The 16,134-nt window shown below is 69.4% G+C and carries 19 protein-coding genes and 1 tRNA gene; 10 read left to right on the top strand and 10 right to left on the bottom strand.

What is annotated here, in order from left to right; all coding sequences use genetic code 11:
* Nucleotides 1-32 precede the first annotated feature (32 nt).
* A tRNA-Ser gene (locus AB0G04_RS15080) sits at nt 33-117 on the top strand.
* Between the two features lie 171 nt (nt 118-288).
* Here AB0G04_RS15080 and AB0G04_RS15075 read toward each other — a convergent pair.
* From AB0G04_RS15075 to soxR, 3 genes are all read right to left on the bottom strand, one after another.
* Nucleotides 289-414 carry a hypothetical protein gene (locus AB0G04_RS15075; protein WP_360982226.1) on the bottom strand — a complete coding sequence of 42 codons (126 nt, stop codon included), beginning with the start codon at nt 412-414 and terminating at the stop codon, nt 289-291.
* Between the two features lie 45 nt (nt 415-459).
* Nucleotides 460-1,365 (bottom strand): hypothetical protein, encoded by a 906-nt coding sequence (locus AB0G04_RS15070; RefSeq protein WP_360982224.1) that lies wholly within the window; start codon nt 1,363-1,365, stop codon nt 460-462.
* Between the two features lie 73 nt (nt 1,366-1,438).
* The gene (soxR, locus tag AB0G04_RS15065) at nt 1,439-1,882 is read right to left on the bottom strand and encodes a redox-sensitive transcriptional activator SoxR (RefSeq protein ID WP_360982222.1); all 444 of its coding nucleotides are present in this window, start codon (nt 1,880-1,882) and stop codon (nt 1,439-1,441) included.
* 45 nt (nt 1,883-1,927) lie between these two features.
* Here soxR and AB0G04_RS15060 point away from each other — a divergent pair, with 45 nt between their 5' ends.
* The 4 genes from AB0G04_RS15060 (at nt 1,928) to AB0G04_RS15045 (ending at nt 5,156) form a co-directional block, all read left to right on the top strand.
* Complete coding sequence (locus tag AB0G04_RS15060; protein WP_360982220.1) at nt 1,928-2,593, top strand: transketolase; 666 nt, start codon at nt 1,928-1,930, stop codon at nt 2,591-2,593.
* On the top strand, nt 2,590-3,465 hold the full coding sequence (locus tag AB0G04_RS15055; RefSeq protein WP_360982218.1) for a transketolase: 876 nt from the start codon (nt 2,590-2,592) through the stop codon (nt 3,463-3,465). The genes AB0G04_RS15060 and AB0G04_RS15055 overlap by 4 nt, the downstream gene beginning before the upstream one ends.
* A gap of 132 nt (nt 3,466-3,597) precedes the next feature.
* Nucleotides 3,598-4,476: an SDR family oxidoreductase gene (locus tag AB0G04_RS15050; protein WP_360982216.1), complete on the top strand. Its 879-nt coding sequence runs from the start codon at nt 3,598-3,600 to the stop codon at nt 4,474-4,476.
* 56 nt (nt 4,477-4,532) lie between these two features.
* Nucleotides 4,533-5,156 (top strand): TetR/AcrR family transcriptional regulator, encoded by a 624-nt coding sequence (locus AB0G04_RS15045; protein WP_360982214.1) that lies wholly within the window; start codon nt 4,533-4,535, stop codon nt 5,154-5,156.
* 70 nt (nt 5,157-5,226) lie between these two features.
* Here AB0G04_RS15045 and AB0G04_RS15040 read toward each other — a convergent pair whose 3' ends face one another.
* Nucleotides 5,227-5,637 carry a hypothetical protein gene (locus AB0G04_RS15040; RefSeq protein ID WP_360982314.1) on the bottom strand — a complete coding sequence of 137 codons (411 nt, stop codon included), beginning with the start codon at nt 5,635-5,637 and terminating at the stop codon, nt 5,227-5,229.
* Between the two features lie 114 nt (nt 5,638-5,751).
* Here AB0G04_RS15040 and AB0G04_RS15035 point away from each other — a divergent pair, with 114 nt between their 5' ends.
* Complete coding sequence (locus AB0G04_RS15035; protein WP_360982212.1) at nt 5,752-6,159, top strand: PH domain-containing protein; 408 nt, start codon at nt 5,752-5,754, stop codon at nt 6,157-6,159.
* Here the strand turns inward: AB0G04_RS15035 and AB0G04_RS15030 are convergent.
* Together AB0G04_RS15030 and AB0G04_RS15025 are read right to left on the bottom strand one after the other, a co-directional pair.
* Complete coding sequence (locus tag AB0G04_RS15030; protein WP_360982210.1) at nt 6,152-7,063, bottom strand: rhomboid family intramembrane serine protease; 912 nt, start codon at nt 7,061-7,063, stop codon at nt 6,152-6,154. The two genes, AB0G04_RS15035 and AB0G04_RS15030, sit on opposite strands and share 8 nt — an antisense overlap.
* A gap of 22 nt (nt 7,064-7,085) precedes the next feature.
* Nucleotides 7,086-7,610 carry a peptidylprolyl isomerase gene (locus AB0G04_RS15025; RefSeq protein ID WP_360982208.1) on the bottom strand — a complete coding sequence of 175 codons (525 nt, stop codon included), beginning with the start codon at nt 7,608-7,610 and terminating at the stop codon, nt 7,086-7,088.
* Nucleotides 7,611-7,778: 168 nt separating this feature from the next.
* Here AB0G04_RS15025 and AB0G04_RS15020 point away from each other — a divergent pair, with 168 nt between their 5' ends.
* A complete protein-coding gene (locus AB0G04_RS15020; RefSeq protein WP_360982206.1) occupies nt 7,779-8,309 on the top strand; it encodes a hypothetical protein in 531 nt (176 codons plus the stop codon).
* Between the two features lie 3 nt (nt 8,310-8,312).
* Here the strand turns inward: AB0G04_RS15020 and eccB are convergent, their stop codons facing one another.
* The 3 genes from eccB to AB0G04_RS15005 all read right to left on the bottom strand — a co-directional run bounded on the left by eccB (nt 8,313) and on the right by AB0G04_RS15005 (nt 11,997).
* Entirely contained in the window at nt 8,313-9,641 is a 1,329-nt protein-coding gene (gene eccB, locus AB0G04_RS15015) for a type VII secretion protein EccB (RefSeq protein WP_360982204.1), read from the bottom strand.
* Nucleotides 9,642-9,706: 65 nt separating this feature from the next.
* Nucleotides 9,707-10,822 (bottom strand): magnesium and cobalt transport protein CorA, encoded by a 1,116-nt coding sequence (locus AB0G04_RS15010; RefSeq protein ID WP_360982202.1) that lies wholly within the window; start codon nt 10,820-10,822, stop codon nt 9,707-9,709.
* Between the two features lie 80 nt (nt 10,823-10,902).
* Complete coding sequence (locus AB0G04_RS15005) at nt 10,903-11,997, bottom strand: PLP-dependent aminotransferase family protein (protein ID WP_360982200.1); 1,095 nt, start codon at nt 11,995-11,997, stop codon at nt 10,903-10,905.
* 122 nt (nt 11,998-12,119) lie between these two features.
* Between AB0G04_RS15005 and AB0G04_RS15000 the strand changes: the two genes are divergently transcribed.
* The 3 genes from AB0G04_RS15000 (at nt 12,120) to AB0G04_RS14990 (ending at nt 14,801) form a co-directional block, all read left to right on the top strand.
* Nucleotides 12,120-12,851, top strand: coding sequence for a phosphocholine cytidylyltransferase family protein (locus AB0G04_RS15000; protein WP_360982198.1), 732 nt, complete (start codon nt 12,120-12,122; stop codon nt 12,849-12,851).
* The gene (locus AB0G04_RS14995; RefSeq protein ID WP_360982196.1) at nt 12,839-13,900 is read left to right on the top strand and encodes an iron-containing alcohol dehydrogenase family protein; all 1,062 of its coding nucleotides are present in this window, start codon (nt 12,839-12,841) and stop codon (nt 13,898-13,900) included. Before AB0G04_RS15000 ends, AB0G04_RS14995 begins: the two co-directional genes overlap by 13 nt.
* 67 nt (nt 13,901-13,967) lie before the next feature.
* Complete coding sequence (locus tag AB0G04_RS14990; RefSeq protein WP_360982194.1) at nt 13,968-14,801, top strand: CDP-alcohol phosphatidyltransferase family protein; 834 nt, start codon at nt 13,968-13,970, stop codon at nt 14,799-14,801.
* Between the two features lie 66 nt (nt 14,802-14,867).
* Here the strand turns inward: AB0G04_RS14990 and AB0G04_RS14985 are convergent, their stop codons facing one another.
* Nucleotides 14,868-16,058, bottom strand: a complete 1,191-nt coding sequence (locus AB0G04_RS14985) for a glycosyltransferase family 4 protein (protein WP_360982192.1) — start codon at nt 16,056-16,058, stop codon at nt 14,868-14,870.
* Nucleotides 16,059-16,134: the final 76 nt, after the last annotated feature.

The following is a 16,134-nucleotide window of genomic DNA, read 5'->3' as shown; positions in this document are numbered from 1 at the left end:
AACCGCGAATGGCAGACTGGAGCGGCACTACGGGAGGGCTCGCCTAGTGGCCGATGGCGCCGGTCTTGAAAACCGGTATGGGGAAACTCATCGTGGGTTCGAATCCCACGCCCTCCGCTCCGCCTGGAGCAGCGAGAACCCCCGCTGGCCTGCGAGAATGCAGGACAACGGGGGTTCTCCTTGGTAGGTCTGGAGTCTCACTCAACCTCACCGCGCCCCAGCCAATCTGACTCGCCGTGGCAAATACGCGGCAAAGTTCGCCAAGGGGCCGTCTGCCATCGGCCTCGCTCAAGACATCACGTTGGTCGGCCCACCAGCCCCATCGGCGGTGACGAGCTCGCGGCCCCAGGCTCCGATCACGGCCAACGCCAGCACGAGGCCGGAGAAGGCGATGAACACGCCCGTGATCTGCACCGAACACATCGGCTCACGAGGCGTCTCTTCCGGTGCTGTCGTGGTTCACCGTCGACGGTCCGGACGCGGCTGTCGAGGCAGGCCGAGCATGGCGCGTTCGTAATGGGTCGTCACCTCGGCGTCGACGAAGGTCCAGCCTGTGACGGCGCTGACGGCCTCACGCACCGCGGTGACAGTGGGCCGCACGGTGTGCAGATCGCCCTGAGAGGCGGCCACGTCGACCGACCAGAAGACCAGCCGCGCCCAGCACGCCACGCTGCAGTATCCGGTCCCGAGCGGCACGCGCACATCCGGGTACGTCACACCGCTCTCGTCGTCGACGCTCTCACCGGCACGAGCCGGGATCCCCTGAGCGGCAAGCCTGCCGGCGATGTCCTCGGCCCATCGGCCGGCGGCCACCGGCGGACGAAAGTCGAGGCTCGCCGAGGGGCGCCCGTCCGGCGTGAACGACGCCTGGAACCGAAGGCCGGACCAATCCTGTTCACCGAGTTCACGCTCGCGCCCGGCGCCCACGGCGGCGACCTTCTTGCGCAGCCAGTCCGGCAGGTTCTTCTCGTCCCGGGGAAACATCGCGAGGTCGTCGACGTAGGCTTCGTCGTCCGGAGCCATCTCCCACACCGGCTCGGTGTCGTAGGCGAACCGGGTCGTGGTGCGCTGATCCGGCGTGACGTCGACCTCCGCGCTGAACCAGGTTCCCGCTCCTGGGACGTACATCAGCCGGCGCAGCTCGAACAGCAGCGAGTTGGTTCCGTCCGGCGGGAAGTCCAGGTGCTGATCGCCACCGCGGTACACGGTGATGCCGGGTTCCGCGAACATGGACAGCGACCGGAACTCCAGTACGGCTCGATCCCACGGCTCGTCAAGGTCCGCGGCGACCAGTCGTGCGACCTCACTGATGATGCGGTCCTGCTCCGCGAGGGGGTCCGGCAGAGCCGGCTCGTCCGGGGACATCGGTGAACGCCTTTCGTCGGGCTCGTCATGGATCCGCCGTCATTTCAGCCACATGATGTGCGGCGTCAATACGTCAATCGGGCACCGGGTTGAGGATTCGCTGGGGGCCGGTGCCGCCGGCGGCGAGACGGTCGCCGGGGTTGGCGAGTTTGCATCGTTGCAGGGAGAGGCATCCGCAGCCGATGCAGCCGCTGAGTTCGTCACGGAGGCGTTCCAGGACGGTGATGCGCTCCTGGAGGCGGTAACGCCAGCGGGCGGACAGCCGGAACCAGTCGGCCCTGGTGGGGGTGCGGTTCTCCGGCAGTGAGGCGAGCGCCTCCCGGATCTCGTCGAGAGACACCCCGACCTGCTGCGCGATTTTGATGAAGGACACCCGGCGGAGTTCGGCCCGGTCGTATCGTCGCTGGTTGCCGCTGGTGCGGGAGGCGTGGATGAGTCCTTCCCGCTCATAGAACCGCAGGGCGGACGGCGCGACCCCGCTACGGGCGGAGAGTTCGCCGATGGTGAGCGACTCCATTGCACTCCTTGAGTTGAAGTGAACTTCAAGTTGCAGCCTATGCACATGACCGTGATGACGACACCCCGACACCCGGTGCACACGCTGCTCAGCCGGGTGACCGGGGACGCTAAGCACGCGCCGAGCGCGCACTCCACACTGGACGTTCTGTGGGTTCTCTACGACCGGGTGTTACGAATCACACCGGAGACCGCGGACGCACCGGACCGTGACCGGTTCCTGCTTTCCAAGGGGCACGGGCCGGCCGCCTACTACGCGGTGCTCGCCGCCAAGGGCTTCTTTCCCGAGGACTGGCTCGACGATCTGGGCGGCTGGGACAGCCCGCTCGGGCATCACCCGGACCGTGTGCTGCTTCCCGGCGTCGAGGTGGGCACCGGGTCACTCGGGCACGGACTGGGCCTGGCTGTCGGCACCGCGCTCGGACTGCGCGCACAGGGCCTGCTCGACGCGCGGACGTTCGTCCTGCTCGGCGACGCGGAACTCGACGAGGGATCGAACCACGAGGCGATCGCCTATGCGGCCGCGATCCGGCTGCCGCTCACCGCGATCGTCATCGACAACCGGTCGGCGACACACGGATGGCCCGGCGGGATCGCCGCGCGGTTTCCGAACTGGAGTGTGTCCGTGATGAACGGGCACGATCACGACGAGATCGAGAAGGCGCTGCGCCCGGTGGCGGGCCGGCCGAACCTGGTGGTGGCAGAGGTATGAGAGAGACGTTCATCGCGACGACGACGGCACTGCTGGACGAGGACCCGCGTACCGCGCTGGTGCTCGCGGACATCTCGGCGGCCTCGTTCATCGAGGCACACGAGCGGCATCCGGACCGGGTGCTCAACGTGGGTATCCGCGAGCAGCTGATGGCCGGGGTGGGCGGCGGGCTCGCGCTCACCGGGATGCGGCCCATCCTGCACTCGTACGCGCCGTTCCTGATCGACCGGGCGTACGAGCAGATCAAGCTGGACTTCGGGCATCAGGACACCGGCGCCATCCTGGTCAGCATCGGTGGCTCGTACGACGCGGCGGCTGAGGGCTACACGCACCAGTCGCCGGGTGACGTGGCATTGCTGGACACCCTCGACGGCTGGACCGTGCACGTGCCCGGACACCGCGACGAGGTGCCGGTGATGTTGCGCGACGCGGCTCGGCACGACGACCGGGTCTATGTGCGGCTGTCGGCGCAGGAGAACAGCCGGGCGTACCGCGACGGCGGCCGGCTGCGCGTACTGCGCGGCGGCACCGGCCCGCTCGTGGTCGCGGTGGGGCCGATGCTCGACCCGGTGCTGGAGGCGACCCGCGATCTGGACGTGACGGTGGCGTACACCAACACGCCGCGGCCGCTCGACGGCGAGGGCCTGCGGGCGCTGGTGAGCACCGGGGAGATCGTGGTCGTGGAGCCGTACGCCAAGGGGACCTCGGCCCATCTGGTCGGCGAGGCGCTGATCGGGATACCGCACCGGGCACTGCACCTGGGCGCCGGGCGTGCCGAGGTGCGGCGGTACGGCAGCCGGGAGGACCACGCTCGCGCCCACGGCCTCGACCCGGCCGGGTTGCGCGGCTCGATCACCGCATTCCTGGGCTGACCGCAGCCCGTCGGGAGGAGTCCGGGGGTGAGGCAGCACGCCCGACCGGGGCTGGTTTTTCGCGACAGAACGTCGTAATCTTTGCGACACACCGTCGCATAAAAGGGGTATGTCGTCGTGATGAAGCAGGCAATGAACATGGGGACGGGCGGCGAGACCCAGAAGCTGGTCGTCGTGACCGGAGCCTCCACGGGCATGGGTGTGGCAGCCGCCCGCGAACTGGCTCGCCGGGGATTCCACGTCCTGGCCGGCGTGCGACGCGATCGTGACGGCGAGGCCATCCGGGCGGCCGGCGTCGAACCGGTCATCCTCGACATCACCGAGTCCGAGCACGTGAATGCACTCGCCGCCCGGATCGCTGCAGACCCTCGCGAGCTGCACGCGCTTGTCAACAACGCCGGCATCCAGGTCAACGGGCCGGTCGAGGCTTTACCCATGGAGCAGTGGCGGCGGGTGTTCGAGGTCAACCTGTTCGGCCACATCGCCGTCACCCAGGCGCTCCTGCCGGACCTGTTGCGCAGCAAGGGCCGGGTGATCAATATCAGCTCGATCGGCGGCCGGGCCGCCATGGCCACCTACGGCGCGTACGCCGGCGCGAAGTTCGCCCTGGAAGCGGTCAGCGACTCATTGCGTCGGGAAGTCGCGCCGCTGGGCGTACACGTGGTCGTGGTCGAGCCCGGCGGCGTCCGCACGGAGATGGCCACCCGCGGGGTCGCCGCGGCGAACGACTTGGCCGCACGGATGACACCGGAGCAGGTCGAGCGCTACGGCAGTCTGGTCCGGGCGAACAACGCCCTGATGACCTCGGGCACCGCCTCGGGCCTGACCGCCGATGCCGCCGCCCGGATCATCGTGAAGGCCGTGACGACCCGCAGACCGCGTGCCCGCTACACCGCCGGCCGGGATGCCGCCATGATCATTCCCCTGACCCGGATACTGTCCGACCGCACGCTCGACCGCATCCTCGCCGCCAACCTGCGCCGCCATTACCCGAAGCAAGCCGCCGCATAGTCACCGGCCTCCCCCGCTCGCCAGGGCACGGCACGCCATCGAAGGAGGATGATCGGATGCCCCGTATCCGGGGAGTCAACCTCGAGGAGCACCACGAACTGGTCTGGGCCGACCTCGCCGAGGCGATCCGGCAATTGCTGCTCGAACGCGACTACGAATCGATCAACATGGGCCACATCGCCGCCCGGGCCGGGCTCGCGCGCAACACCCTGTACAACTATGCGACCGACAAAAGTGCCCTGATCCTGGCGTTGACCGAGCGTAGAGGCCGGCCCACGGCCGAGCGGGTGACCGCAATCGCCGCGCGTTCCGAGGAGCCGGCGGCGCAGCGCATGCTGGAGATCATTCAAGAGGTCCTGGAGGCGTTCACGGACCCGGCCATGCAATTGATGTTCCGGCCGGGCAGCCGCATGCCGGCCGCCGAGGTACCCAAGGGGCCGGACAACCCGTTCCACGCCATCGTGGTCGAGGTGGAAAACGTTGTCCGGGACGGGATGGCGCGCGGCGAATTCCGCGACGTCGGCGACCCGCACCTGGTAGTGGAGTTGCTGTCCGGTGTCATGCGCGCCGGCGCGGAACGTATCGGGCGGGATCCGGCCGCCTTCACGGCTACGGTCCGGGCAGCGCGAGAAATAATCCTTGCCTCCCTGGCCGTGCGGGACGGCAGCCGCCGTTCGTGAGGTGACCTCCGAGCCCGCAGAAATGAGGGTGGCCGAGCTCCCACCATGATCCCGAACGGCGGTTGCCGTACTAGACGGGGACCGGCCGCGCGAGCAGGGTGTCCCGCAGCAGCTGCTCGACGCGCCAGACGGTTTCCGAATCGCCCAGGCGCATCCGGAGCCGCTCGCGCACCCCGTCCACCGCGGTGACGGCCAGCTCGATGCCCGGCTTGGACAGGTCGATTCGCCAGGTCACGTTGCTGAGGTGACGCAGGTTCGCGTTGAGGTGCAGGCGCAGGCGGTGCAGCGGCCGGGTCTCCTGGGTGACGACCAGACGGCGGCCGGTCAGCAGCAGGTACCAGTCGCCGGAGAGCGGGGCGCCCGGGCGGACGCAGCGCGCCACCAGGATCGCGGGGTCGTCGGAGTCCACGCAACTCCGGAAGATCGGCAGGTGCCGGTTCGCCGCCGGCGGGGCCGTGGCTGCGAACGTACTCAAGAACACGTCCATGCAGTGTTAACGGAGTATGAATCGAGGAAGAGTCGGCCGGACCCCGCTGAATATCGAATTACAGCAGCGCCGCGATGGTGGTGCGGACCATTCTGCGATAGTGATGGGATGCAATGGCGCGTCAAGCCTGCCCTGCCGGTCGCGAAGCTGATCGGCGCCGCCGCCCTCCCGGCCCTGGTCGCGATCTTCGCGCCGGAGGACCTGTCCCGATGGCTGCTCGCGGGCTTCGTCGCGGCCGGGATCGTCGTCTGGGCCGTCCGTGACCTGGTGTTCCCGGTCCGCCTCGCGGCGGATGCGGCGGGCGTCACGGTGGTCACCGGATTCGTCCGGCGCCGGCATGTCCCCTGGCCGCAGATCGAGCGGGTACGGGTCGACAAGACCTCCCGGCGCGGCCGGCAGAGTGAGGTGCTGGAGATCGACGCGGGCGACGCCGTCTACACGTTCACCGAGCCGCAGCTCAACGCGATGCCGGAAGAGGTCGCCGTGGAGCTCAACGGCCTGCGCGGGGTCAGCTGAGCAGGACGCTGGTCCGCAGGAGCGCCGCGGCCAGGATCACGACAAGCACCACGGAGCAACCGGCCACCTGCTTGCCGGTGCGGTGCGGGATCCTCGCGTAGGCAAGCGCCGCCGCCGCGGCCGCGCCCGCCGCCAGGCCACCGAAGTGACCGGGCACGGAGACCTGCGGCACGCTCAGGGTGAAGATGATGTTGGTGATCAGCAGCGGGATGATCGGCCCGGCGTCGAGCGAGAGCCGCTTGTTGATTACGATAGCCGCGATGACGAGGCCGTACGTGGCCGTGGACGCTCCCGCCGACCCCTGGTTCTGCGGCTGGATCACATAGGCCGCGACGTTGCCGCCGAGCCCGGCCAGCAGATAGAGCGCGAGGAAACGGGCCGGGCCGAGCTGCCGCTCCAGATAGCGGCCGAGGGTGGCCACCAGCGACATGTTCAGCAGCATGTGCACGGCGCCGTAGTTGATGAACATGGCGGTGACCAGCCGGTACCACTCGCCGTTCGCGATGCCGTGCAGCTCACCGTTCAGGTAGTAGGCGTAGCCGAGGACCTCGCCCCACTCGGTGACCGGGGTCGGCGAGCCGAGGAGCCCGAACCAGCCGCCGGGCGCACCCGCGAGCGCTTTCGGGCCGCCGAGAATGGTCGAGGCGATCAGGAACAGCACGTTGACCGCGATGATCGCCTGGCACGCGTAACCGAGCTGGCCGACGCGACTCCCGCCGAAAGCGGTGCGCGCCGGCCGTACGCCCTTGTTGCCCTTCTTGACGCACTCCTTGCACTGGAAACCGACCGAGGCGTCGACCTTGCAGTCGATGCAGATCGGACGCTCGCAGCGGGTGCAGGCAAGCTGTGTCTCCCGCTTCGGATGCCGGTAGCACACCGGTGTCGTCGACGGGGCCTCACTCATGGCACAAAGGTACCTTGAGGCGTCAGGAGCGCTCGATCACCACTCGCTCGATGACGACGTCCTCACGCGGCCGGTCGCCCGGGCCGGTGGGGGTGTTCGCGATCGAGTCGACGACCTTGGCCGACTGCTCGTCCGCGACCTGGCCGAAGATGGTGTGCCGGCGGTTCAGGTGCGGCGTCGGCGCGACCGTGATGAAGAACTGCGAACCGTTGGTGCCCGGACCGGCGTTCGCCATGGCGAGCAGGTACGGCCGGTCGAAGTAGAGCTCCGGGTGGAACTCGTCGGCGAACTGGTAGCCGGGGCCGCCACGACCGGTGCCGGTCGGGTCACCCAGCTGGATCATGAAACCGGGGATGACCCGGTGCGAGATGGTGCCGTCGTAGTACGGACCACTGCCCGGCTGACCGGTGCGCGGGTCCTTGTACTCCTTGGTGCCTTCGGCCAGCTCCACGAAGTTGCGGACCGTCGCCGGGGCGTGATCCGGGAAGAGCTGGAGCCGGATGACGCCATGGTTGGTGTGCAGGGTGGCGTAAACGTTCTCGGCCACGGGTACTCCCGTCATGGTGATGGGCTGTTCTCGTGCAATTCGGATCCTCCCCCATGTCGGGGATCCGGCCGCGCGGGGGTACCCGAGAAGGCAACATGGCCTGGGAGAAACCACAGGAGGTGGGCACTGGTGTTCGCAACGATTCGCCGACGGAGCCGGAAAGCGCAGATGCGCAATGAGCTCGGGCAGAGCGTCGACCACTTCAAGCGCGCGGCCTCGATCGCGGCTAACGAGACGAGCGCGACCGTCGCACCCAAGATCAACGCCGCCAGGGATCGGGTCCAGCCGGCCGCCAGCGCGGCCAAGGACGCCGCTTCGCAGAGCTGGGACAGCGCGCTCGCCGCGCTGACCGCCGCGTCGGAGACGGTCCGGCACGCCGGCAAGACCACCAAGAAGGTGAGCAAGCGGCAGCTCAAGGCCGAGCAGAAGCAGGCCCGCAAGCTGCAGAAGAAGGCCGACAAGGCGGTCGGGCGCAAGAAGGGCCGGGGTAGCCGGCTGTTCGGGTACGCGCTGCTCGGCACCGCCTTCGGAATCGGCGCCGCCTACGTGGCCCGCCGTCGTCGCGAAGCGCAGTGGGACGAGTACGAGCCCACCACGCGGACCGGCGCCGACGACGCCGCGTTCGAGCCGACGGAGCCGAACGCCTACACCACGTCGAACGGCATCGTCACCGAGCAGAGCAAGCAGGAACCCCGGTAAGACCTATCGCCGGCCGGCCCGGACAGGATCCAGGGCCGGACCGGCGGGCAGGTACGCGACCAGCTGAGCCGGGACGCGGGTGGGGCGCACGTTGCCGTACCCGAACCGGCTCAGCAGGTCGCGGCTGGCCAGGGGGTAATACCGGCCCGCGTCAGTGACCAAGCTCACCGTGCCGCTGCCGGCGGGCGCGTCCGGTGACGCGACCGACTCCACGACCGCGCCATGACCGCGTGCCACGTGCACCAGGTCGACACGGGCCGCACCGTCCGGTGCGGTGCCGGCCGGGACGGTGGCGTTCACCGTGACGGTGTCGCCCGGCAGTGTCACGCAGGCACTCGCCGGGGCGTCGGCAAGCGTCGGCACCGTGGCGGGCAGCCCCTCGGCCGTGGCGCTCAGTCGCGCCTTGGACTCGGGCAGCCGGATGAACTCGGCGCCGATATTGATCGGTGTCGCGGTCGTCGAGGTGGCGGCCAGCAGCTTGGCCTGCACCTCGGTCAGCGCGGCGATCCCGTCGGCGAGGACCACGCCGAACGTTCTGCCGTCACCGGTGAGCACCTGGCCGACCTTGCGACCCGGGATCACCGACGTCCTCCGCAGTCCGGTGACCACCGGCGCGGCCAGGTCGGGACCGGCCTGCACCGAGTCGATCCAGGCGGTGGAGACCAGCCAGGGACGGGTGCCGTACCACCCGAGGGCGCGCTGCACGGCGTCGACGCGGGCGGCGGGCAGAAGGTGCCGCTTGCCGTCCAGGACCAGGTGGGTACGCCCGATCGGGTCCCGGACCAGCAGGCCACCCTTCGGTGCGCTGCCACCGGCCGGGGTGGCCCCGATCACCAGGGTGCTGCGGGGCCGGCCACCGGTCGTGTCCGTGCACACCGCCCACGCCGCCTTCAGCAGGCTGCCGGGCGGGGGCAGCGAGTCCGGCGCGTCCGGGATGCCGAGCGGCTCACCCAGCGGCATCCGGGCCAGTTTCTCGGCCGCCACGGTCTTCAGCGTGGGTGCGTCGCCATCGGCGAGCAGCAGGCCGGACGTGTAGTTCAGAACCGGGTGCACCTTGCCGTCGGACTTCAGATACACGTACCGCGCACCGGTCTTCTTCTCGACCAGCACCGACGTCGCGTCGTTGGCCTCGGCCATGGTGTGCCCGGTGAAGAGCCCGTAGACCGCGAAGCCACCGACCACGAGCGCGGCGACCAGGAGCCCGACCAGGGCCGTGACACCGGCTCGGCGCAGCGGCGATCGATGCGGGTCCGGGTCGTGAGACACCAGCGCCGCGACCACACGCTGCACCGAGTATTGATAGGAGTGCAGCTCATCCTGACGCGACGGCACCCCGACACTCTAGAGGCCGCGCTCGATCCCGTGGGGGCGGCCCGCGACCATGTCACACGACCATGTCACAGCCAGCCGTTGCGGCGGAACGCACGGTAGAGCACCACCGTGACCAGCGACAGCAGCGCGATCAGGGCCGGGTAGCCGTACTTCCAGCTGGTCTCCGGCATGTAGTCGAAGTTCATCCCGTAGACGCCGGCGAACGCGGTCCAGACCGTGGCGATGGCCGCCCAGGACGCGATCTTGCGCATGTCGTTGTTCTGGTCGACGGTCACCTGCGCGAGGCGTGCCTGCAGGATCGAGTTGAGCAGGTCGTCGTAGGAGGAGACCTGTTCGACCGTCCGCGTCAGATGGTCCTGGACGTCCCGGAAGTAACGCCGGATCTCCTTCGGCACCAAGCCCTGGCTCGAGGTGATCGCGGCGAGGGGCCGCTGCAGCGGGACCACCGCCCGGCGGAACTCCACGAGCTCTCGTTTGAGCTGGTAGACCTGCTGAATCGGGGCGATGCGGACGCGGGAGAAGACGCCCTCCTCGATGAGGTCCAAGTCGGCTTCGAAGTCGTCGGCCACCTCGAGATAGTGGTCGACCACCCGGTCGGTCACCGCGTAGGCCACCGCCCAGGGTCCTTGCTGGAGCAGTGCCGCCCGCTGCGACTCCAGGTCGGCGCGGACCGGCGACATCTCGGAGGCGTCGCCGTGCCGGACGGTGATGACGAACCGCTCACCCACGAAGATCATCATCTGACCGGTCTCGACCACCTGGGAGCTCTCGGTCAGCTCCTGGTGCGGCACGTACCGGGCGGTGCGCAGCACCAGGAAGTGCACGTCGTTGAACTGTTCCAGCTTGGGCCGCTGCTCGGCCTTGACCGCGTCCTCGACGGCCAGCTCGTGCAGGTTGTAGACCTGGGCGATCGCGGCCATCTCGGCCTCGCCCGGCTGGTGCAGCCCCAGCCACACGAAAGCGCCGTCCTGCCGGCACGCCTCGGCGAGGGCCTCGTCCGGGCTGAAGTCGCCGGGGAGGCGGCGCCCGTCGGCGTAGACACCGCAGTCCACCACCGAGGACGAGATGTGGCCGTCGCGGCCCGCCTGATCCGGATGGTCGCCGTTGTTGAGCAGCCCGCGCACCCGGTCGGCCCACATCTTGCCGAGGGGCCGGCCACGCGTCCAGGAACGTTCCGTCATGCCAACCTCCCCCGGGGGACGACAAACCAGCCGAGGGTACCCGCGCCGGGCGAACAAAAGCCCACCCGGCGCGGAACACTTCAGCCGCGGACCTCTTCGATCGCCTCCGCGATCCGGCGCACGCCCTCGTCGATCTGGTCGACGGTGACCGCCGAGTAGGCCAGGCGCAGCGAGCTCTTACCGCCCTCGAGCAGGAAGTCACTGCCCTTGACGACCGCGACACCCTTCTTCATGGCGGCCGGGAACAGCTTGTCCACATCGACGTCCGACGGCAGGTCCACCCAGAGGAAGTAACCGCCGTCCGGCTCGGTGAAGGTGGCGCCGGGGATGTGCTTGCGGATCGACTCGGCCAGCACCCGGGCCCGCTCGCCCAGCGCCTCGCTGACCGTCCGGACCGACTTCTCGATGGAACCCGAGACACAGAACTGGTGCACGATCGCCTCGGACACCATGCCGGGCGAGATGTACAGGTTGGTGGCCTTCTTCGCGATCGCGTCGATCAGCGCGGCCGGGCCGACCAGATATCCGACCCGGACGCCGGGGCAGACCGTCTTGGTGAAGCTGGACGCGTGCACGACCAGACTGTTGGTGTCGAGCGACAGCATCGACGGCAGCGGCTCGCCGCGGAACCGGATGTCCACATACGGGTCGTCCTCGAAGATGATGAACTCGTACTGCTCGGCCAGGGCCAGCAGTACGCGCCGCTTCTCGTCGGAGAGCGTCACACCGGCCGGGTTCTGGTAGTTCGGGATGATGTGCGCGAGCTTCGGCCGCACCCCCGACTCGAGCAGCGCGCGCAGCTCGTCGACGTCGATGCCGTCCGGCTGCACGGTGACCTGGTGCACCTTGGCACCCAGGTTCTGCAGGTTGAGCAGTGTCCGGTCGTAGGTCGGCTTCTCCACGACCACGTCGTCACCGGGCTTGACCAGGTGACCGAAGAGGAAGGCATCCGCCTGCAGCGAGCCGTTCGTCACGATGACCTGGTCGGGGGAGACGTTGTGCTTGTCGGCGATCCACTTCCGCAGCGGGAGGTAGCCGACGGAGGTGCCGTACGCGGTCACCCCGGCCGGGTCGGCGTCGAAAGCGCGGGCGGCGGCGGCCTTCAGGCCCTCCACGTCGACGATGTCCAGCGACGGAGCGCCACGGGCGAAGGAGATCAGCTGCTCAGCGGTCATACCCGACAGCTTAGAAGCCGGGTCTATACCATTTTCCGTGTGCCCCTCGCGAGTCCTACGGATGGGACACATGCCGTTATCCTCGCTGGGCACCCCTCACGTGAAGTGGAAGGAACCACCCCATGATCGGATTGGTACTCGCTGCCGGCGCCGGGCGCAGGCTGCGCCCGTACACGGACACGCTCCCGAAGGCGCTGGTCCCCGTGGACGGGGAGACCACGATCATGGACATCTCGCTCCGCAACCTCGCGGCCGCCGGCCTGTCCGAGGTGACCATCGTCGTCGGCTACTGCGCCGGCGCGGTGGAGGAGCGCGTCGAGGGTTTCGAGCAGAAGTACGGCGTCAAGATCTCCCTGGTGCACAACGACAAGGCCGAGGAGTGGAACAACGCCTACTCCCTGTGGCTCGCCCGGGACCACTTCGCCCAGGGCGCGCTCATGGTGAACGGCGACACCGTCCACCCCGTCAGCGTGGAGCACACCCTGCTGGCCGCACGCGGCCCGAGCATCCTCCTCGCCGTCGACACTGTTAAGAAGCTGGCTGACGAGGAGATGAAGACCGTCTTCAATGAAGATGGCCAGCTCACCAAAATCACGAAACTGATGGACCCGGCCGCGGCGTACGGCGAGTACATCGGCGCCAACATCATCGAGCCCGCCTCGGCCGGCAAGCTGGCCGACGCGCTCAAGGCGACGTTCGAGAAGGACCCGAACCAGTTCTACGAGGACGGCTTCCAGCTGTACGCCGACCGCGGTAACGAGGTCCGGGCCGCGCAGATCGGCGACGTGCCCTGGGTCGAGGTCGACAACCACGAGGACCTGGCGAAGGCTCGGGACATCGCATGCCGCTACTAGCTCGTAGCGTCCAGACCCCGCTGCACATCGAAGTGCGGCGGGGCGCGGTCGCGGACCTCGGCAAGATCCTCGCCGACGGCCGCATCTCGGCCGGCGGCGACGTCGCCGTGGTCGTCGGGCCCGGGCTCGGCGAGCAGATCGTCGATCTCCTCCGCCCCTCGCTCAACTCGGCGGAGGTCTTCGTCACCGGAGGCGGCACGCTCGACGCCGCTCTGGACCTGTCGGCGAAACTGCGCAGCGGGCACTACGACGCCGTGGTCGGCATCGGCGGCGGCAAGACCGTCGACACCGCGAAGTACGCGGCGAGCCGGTGGGGTCTGCCCATGGTGTCGGTGGCGACCAGTCTCGCCAACGACGGCATCGCGTCCCCGGTGGCCAGCCTGATCAACGACGGCATCAAGGGGTCGTACGGGGTGCACATCCCGTTCGGCGTCGTCGTCGACCTGGACTTCGTCGAGAGCGGCCCGGACCGGGTCAACCGTGCCGGCATCGGTGACGTGGTCAGCAACATCAGCGCCCTCGCCGACTGGGAACTGGCCCGGGAGATCCGTGGCGAGTCCGTCGACGGCCTCGCCGCGTCGCTGTCCCGGATGGGCGCCGAAGCGGTTCTCGCGATGCCCGGCGACATGACCGACGACGCGTTCGTCACCACACTCGCCGAGGCCCTGATCTCCAGCGGTCTCGCGATGGCCGTGGCCGGCACCAGCATCCCCTGCAGCGGCGGCTGCCACGAGATCATGCACGCCACCGACTCGCTCTTCCCGGACACCGCCTCGCACGGCGAACTGGCCGGGCTCGGTGCGCTGTTCTGCACCTTCCTGCGCGGTGACGAGCGACGGCTCAAGCAGATGTCCGACTGCCTGGCCCGGCACCAGCTTCCCCGTACGCCATCGGACGTGGGTCTGAACGCCGACCAGTTCGCGCAGGTCATCGACTTCGCGCCACGGACCCGGCCGGACCGTTACACCATCCTGGAACACCTCGCCATGACGCCGGAGCAGACCCGGCAGAAGCTGGCCGAATACAACGATGTCATCGCGACCCTCTGAATCCGGCCGCGGCGCCGGCCACCCTCTCGGTGAGGGCGGCCGGCCACCGGCGGCACGTTCCGCTCCGGTGCCCCCGGTCAATCCCACCCGGATCGATCAGCCCGGCGCGTCCTCCGATTCCGCTCCGGCCCCGGGATCCACTTACCCGCCCGGCAGTACGCCCGGTCCGGCCCCGTCGGCGGCCGGCAGGTCCTTCGCGGGTACGCCCACCGCCGCCGACTACTACGCGGTCAACCGTGGCGGCGGCCTGTTCAGCGAAGCCATCAGCCAGCGGATCGGCGCGCGGATCGCGGTCGGCGCGCACAAGCGTCACCTGTCCCCGACCGTGCTGACGATCCTCAACCTGGGGCTGGGCTGCCTCGTCTCGTTCATCGTGATCGCCACTGCCGGCCCGGTCGCTGCCGGCACCCTGTGGGCCGCCCCGATCGGCCTGCTCGCCCTGATCGGCTGGCAGCTGGCCTACGCCTTCGACTGCTCCGACGGGCAGCTGGCCCGGGTCACCGGGCAGAGCAGCACCGCCGGCGGCCGCCTCGACGTGCTCTGCGACGTGGCGGTGCAGTCGTCCCTGGTCGCCGCTCTGGCCGCGACAGCCAAGGCCCAGGAACCGGCCACCCCCGCGTGGCTGCTCGCCGCCTTCGCCGCTACCTGGATGGTCAACCTGGTCACTTCGGTGATGCAGACCGGAACCCAGGCCGCGAGCATGGTCACCAGCACGTCGCTGCCGGTCCGGGCCGTCAAGCTGATCCGCGACTACGGTGCGGTGATCGCTCTGGCCGGCGTGGTCCTGACCGTCGCACCCCAGTGGGCGGTCTGGTTCGTGGGCCTGTTCACACTGGTCAACGGCGGGTTCCTGGCCGCTTCGATCGCTTTCGCCGGCCGCGCGTCCCTCCGCTCCCCGTAACGCACCCCGCGTGGTGACTTACGGCTCGCCCGCGGGCACACGTCACCACGCAACGCGGGTGGCCGGCTACGGCGTACCGGATGAGGACCGGGGCTGGCGGGACATCTCCGCATAGATGGAGGTGAGGCGGGGTGTGAGCACGTCCGGGTGGAAGTGCCGCTGGTAGCGAGCCCGGGCGGCGACGGCCGCGGCGGCGGCGCCGGACCGGGCCGCCGGCAGTGCGGCGGCCAGCGCGGCCGGATCGGGTTCGGCGAGCCAGCCGGCCGCCTCGGCACCGGCGCCGACCATGTACGGGATGCCGCCGACCGCGGTACCGAGGACGGCCCGGCCGCTGGACATCGCCTCGAGGATCACCGTGGGAAGTACGTCCTCCCAGGTGGGTACGGCGATCACCACGGCGGAGGCCTGACGAGCGGCGACCATCCCGGCCCGGTCCAGCGGACCGAGGTAGAGCACGTCGGAACGTTCGGCCGCGGCCTGTTCGGCGAGCGGGCGCAACTCTCCGTCTCCGGCGATGCGGAGGGTGCCCAGGCTGCCGTCGGGATGCCGGCGCCAGGCGTCGAGAAGCAGGCCGAGGCCCTTCTCCGGGGAGAGCCGGGCACCGTACAGGAAACCGTCGCCGAGAGGCGCGGGTGTGCCGGGGTCGGGCAGTCCGTTCGGTTTGATCACGATCCGCTCGGACGGGACGCCGTAGTCGGTCAGATGCGCCGCGATCTTGTCGGTGAGGGCGATGTAGCGGTCCACCGAGCGCCAGGTCGGCCGGTGCACGGCAAGCGTGGTCGCCATGATCGCGCTCTGTGCCGCGGATCCCCGGTAGCAGCGGTGCCGGACCGCCGGCCAGCCGAGCAGCTTGCCGCGGCAGTCGTGGCAGTTGTGGCCGTCCCGGAAGTACAGCCCGGACGAGCAGACCTGCCGGTAGTTGTGCACGGTCTGCACCACCGGGACGCCGTGCGCGTGCGCGGTGCGGATGACCCAGGGCGAGAGCAGCGGGTACGGGTTGTGCAGATGCAGCACGTCGGGTCGTTCCGACCGCAGGAGCGCGGACAGGTCGCGCTGGGCGTCGGCCCCGTAGACGGGTGAGATCGGCAGCAGCACCTTCCGGGCCGCCGACATCGAGTCGATCGAGTCCGAGCTGCGCTGGAACGGGACAACCTCGACGCCGGCTTCCCGCAGCTGGCCGATCTCCGTGTCGACGATCACGTTCTCGCCGGAGGGAATCGCCTCGCGGTACCGGTTGTGCGCCACCACCACCTTCATGGCCGGAGCCTAATGGCGGCCGGCCACGCCGCTCGCGAGGGGCGTGGAACTCCTCGCGGGGGCCCCGGAACGCTAA

The organism is Actinoplanes sp. NPDC023801, from assembly GCF_040639655.1.
GTDB lineage: Bacteria > Actinomycetota > Actinomycetes > Mycobacteriales > Micromonosporaceae > Actinoplanes.
This window is presented reverse-complemented; position numbering and strand designations above follow the sequence as displayed.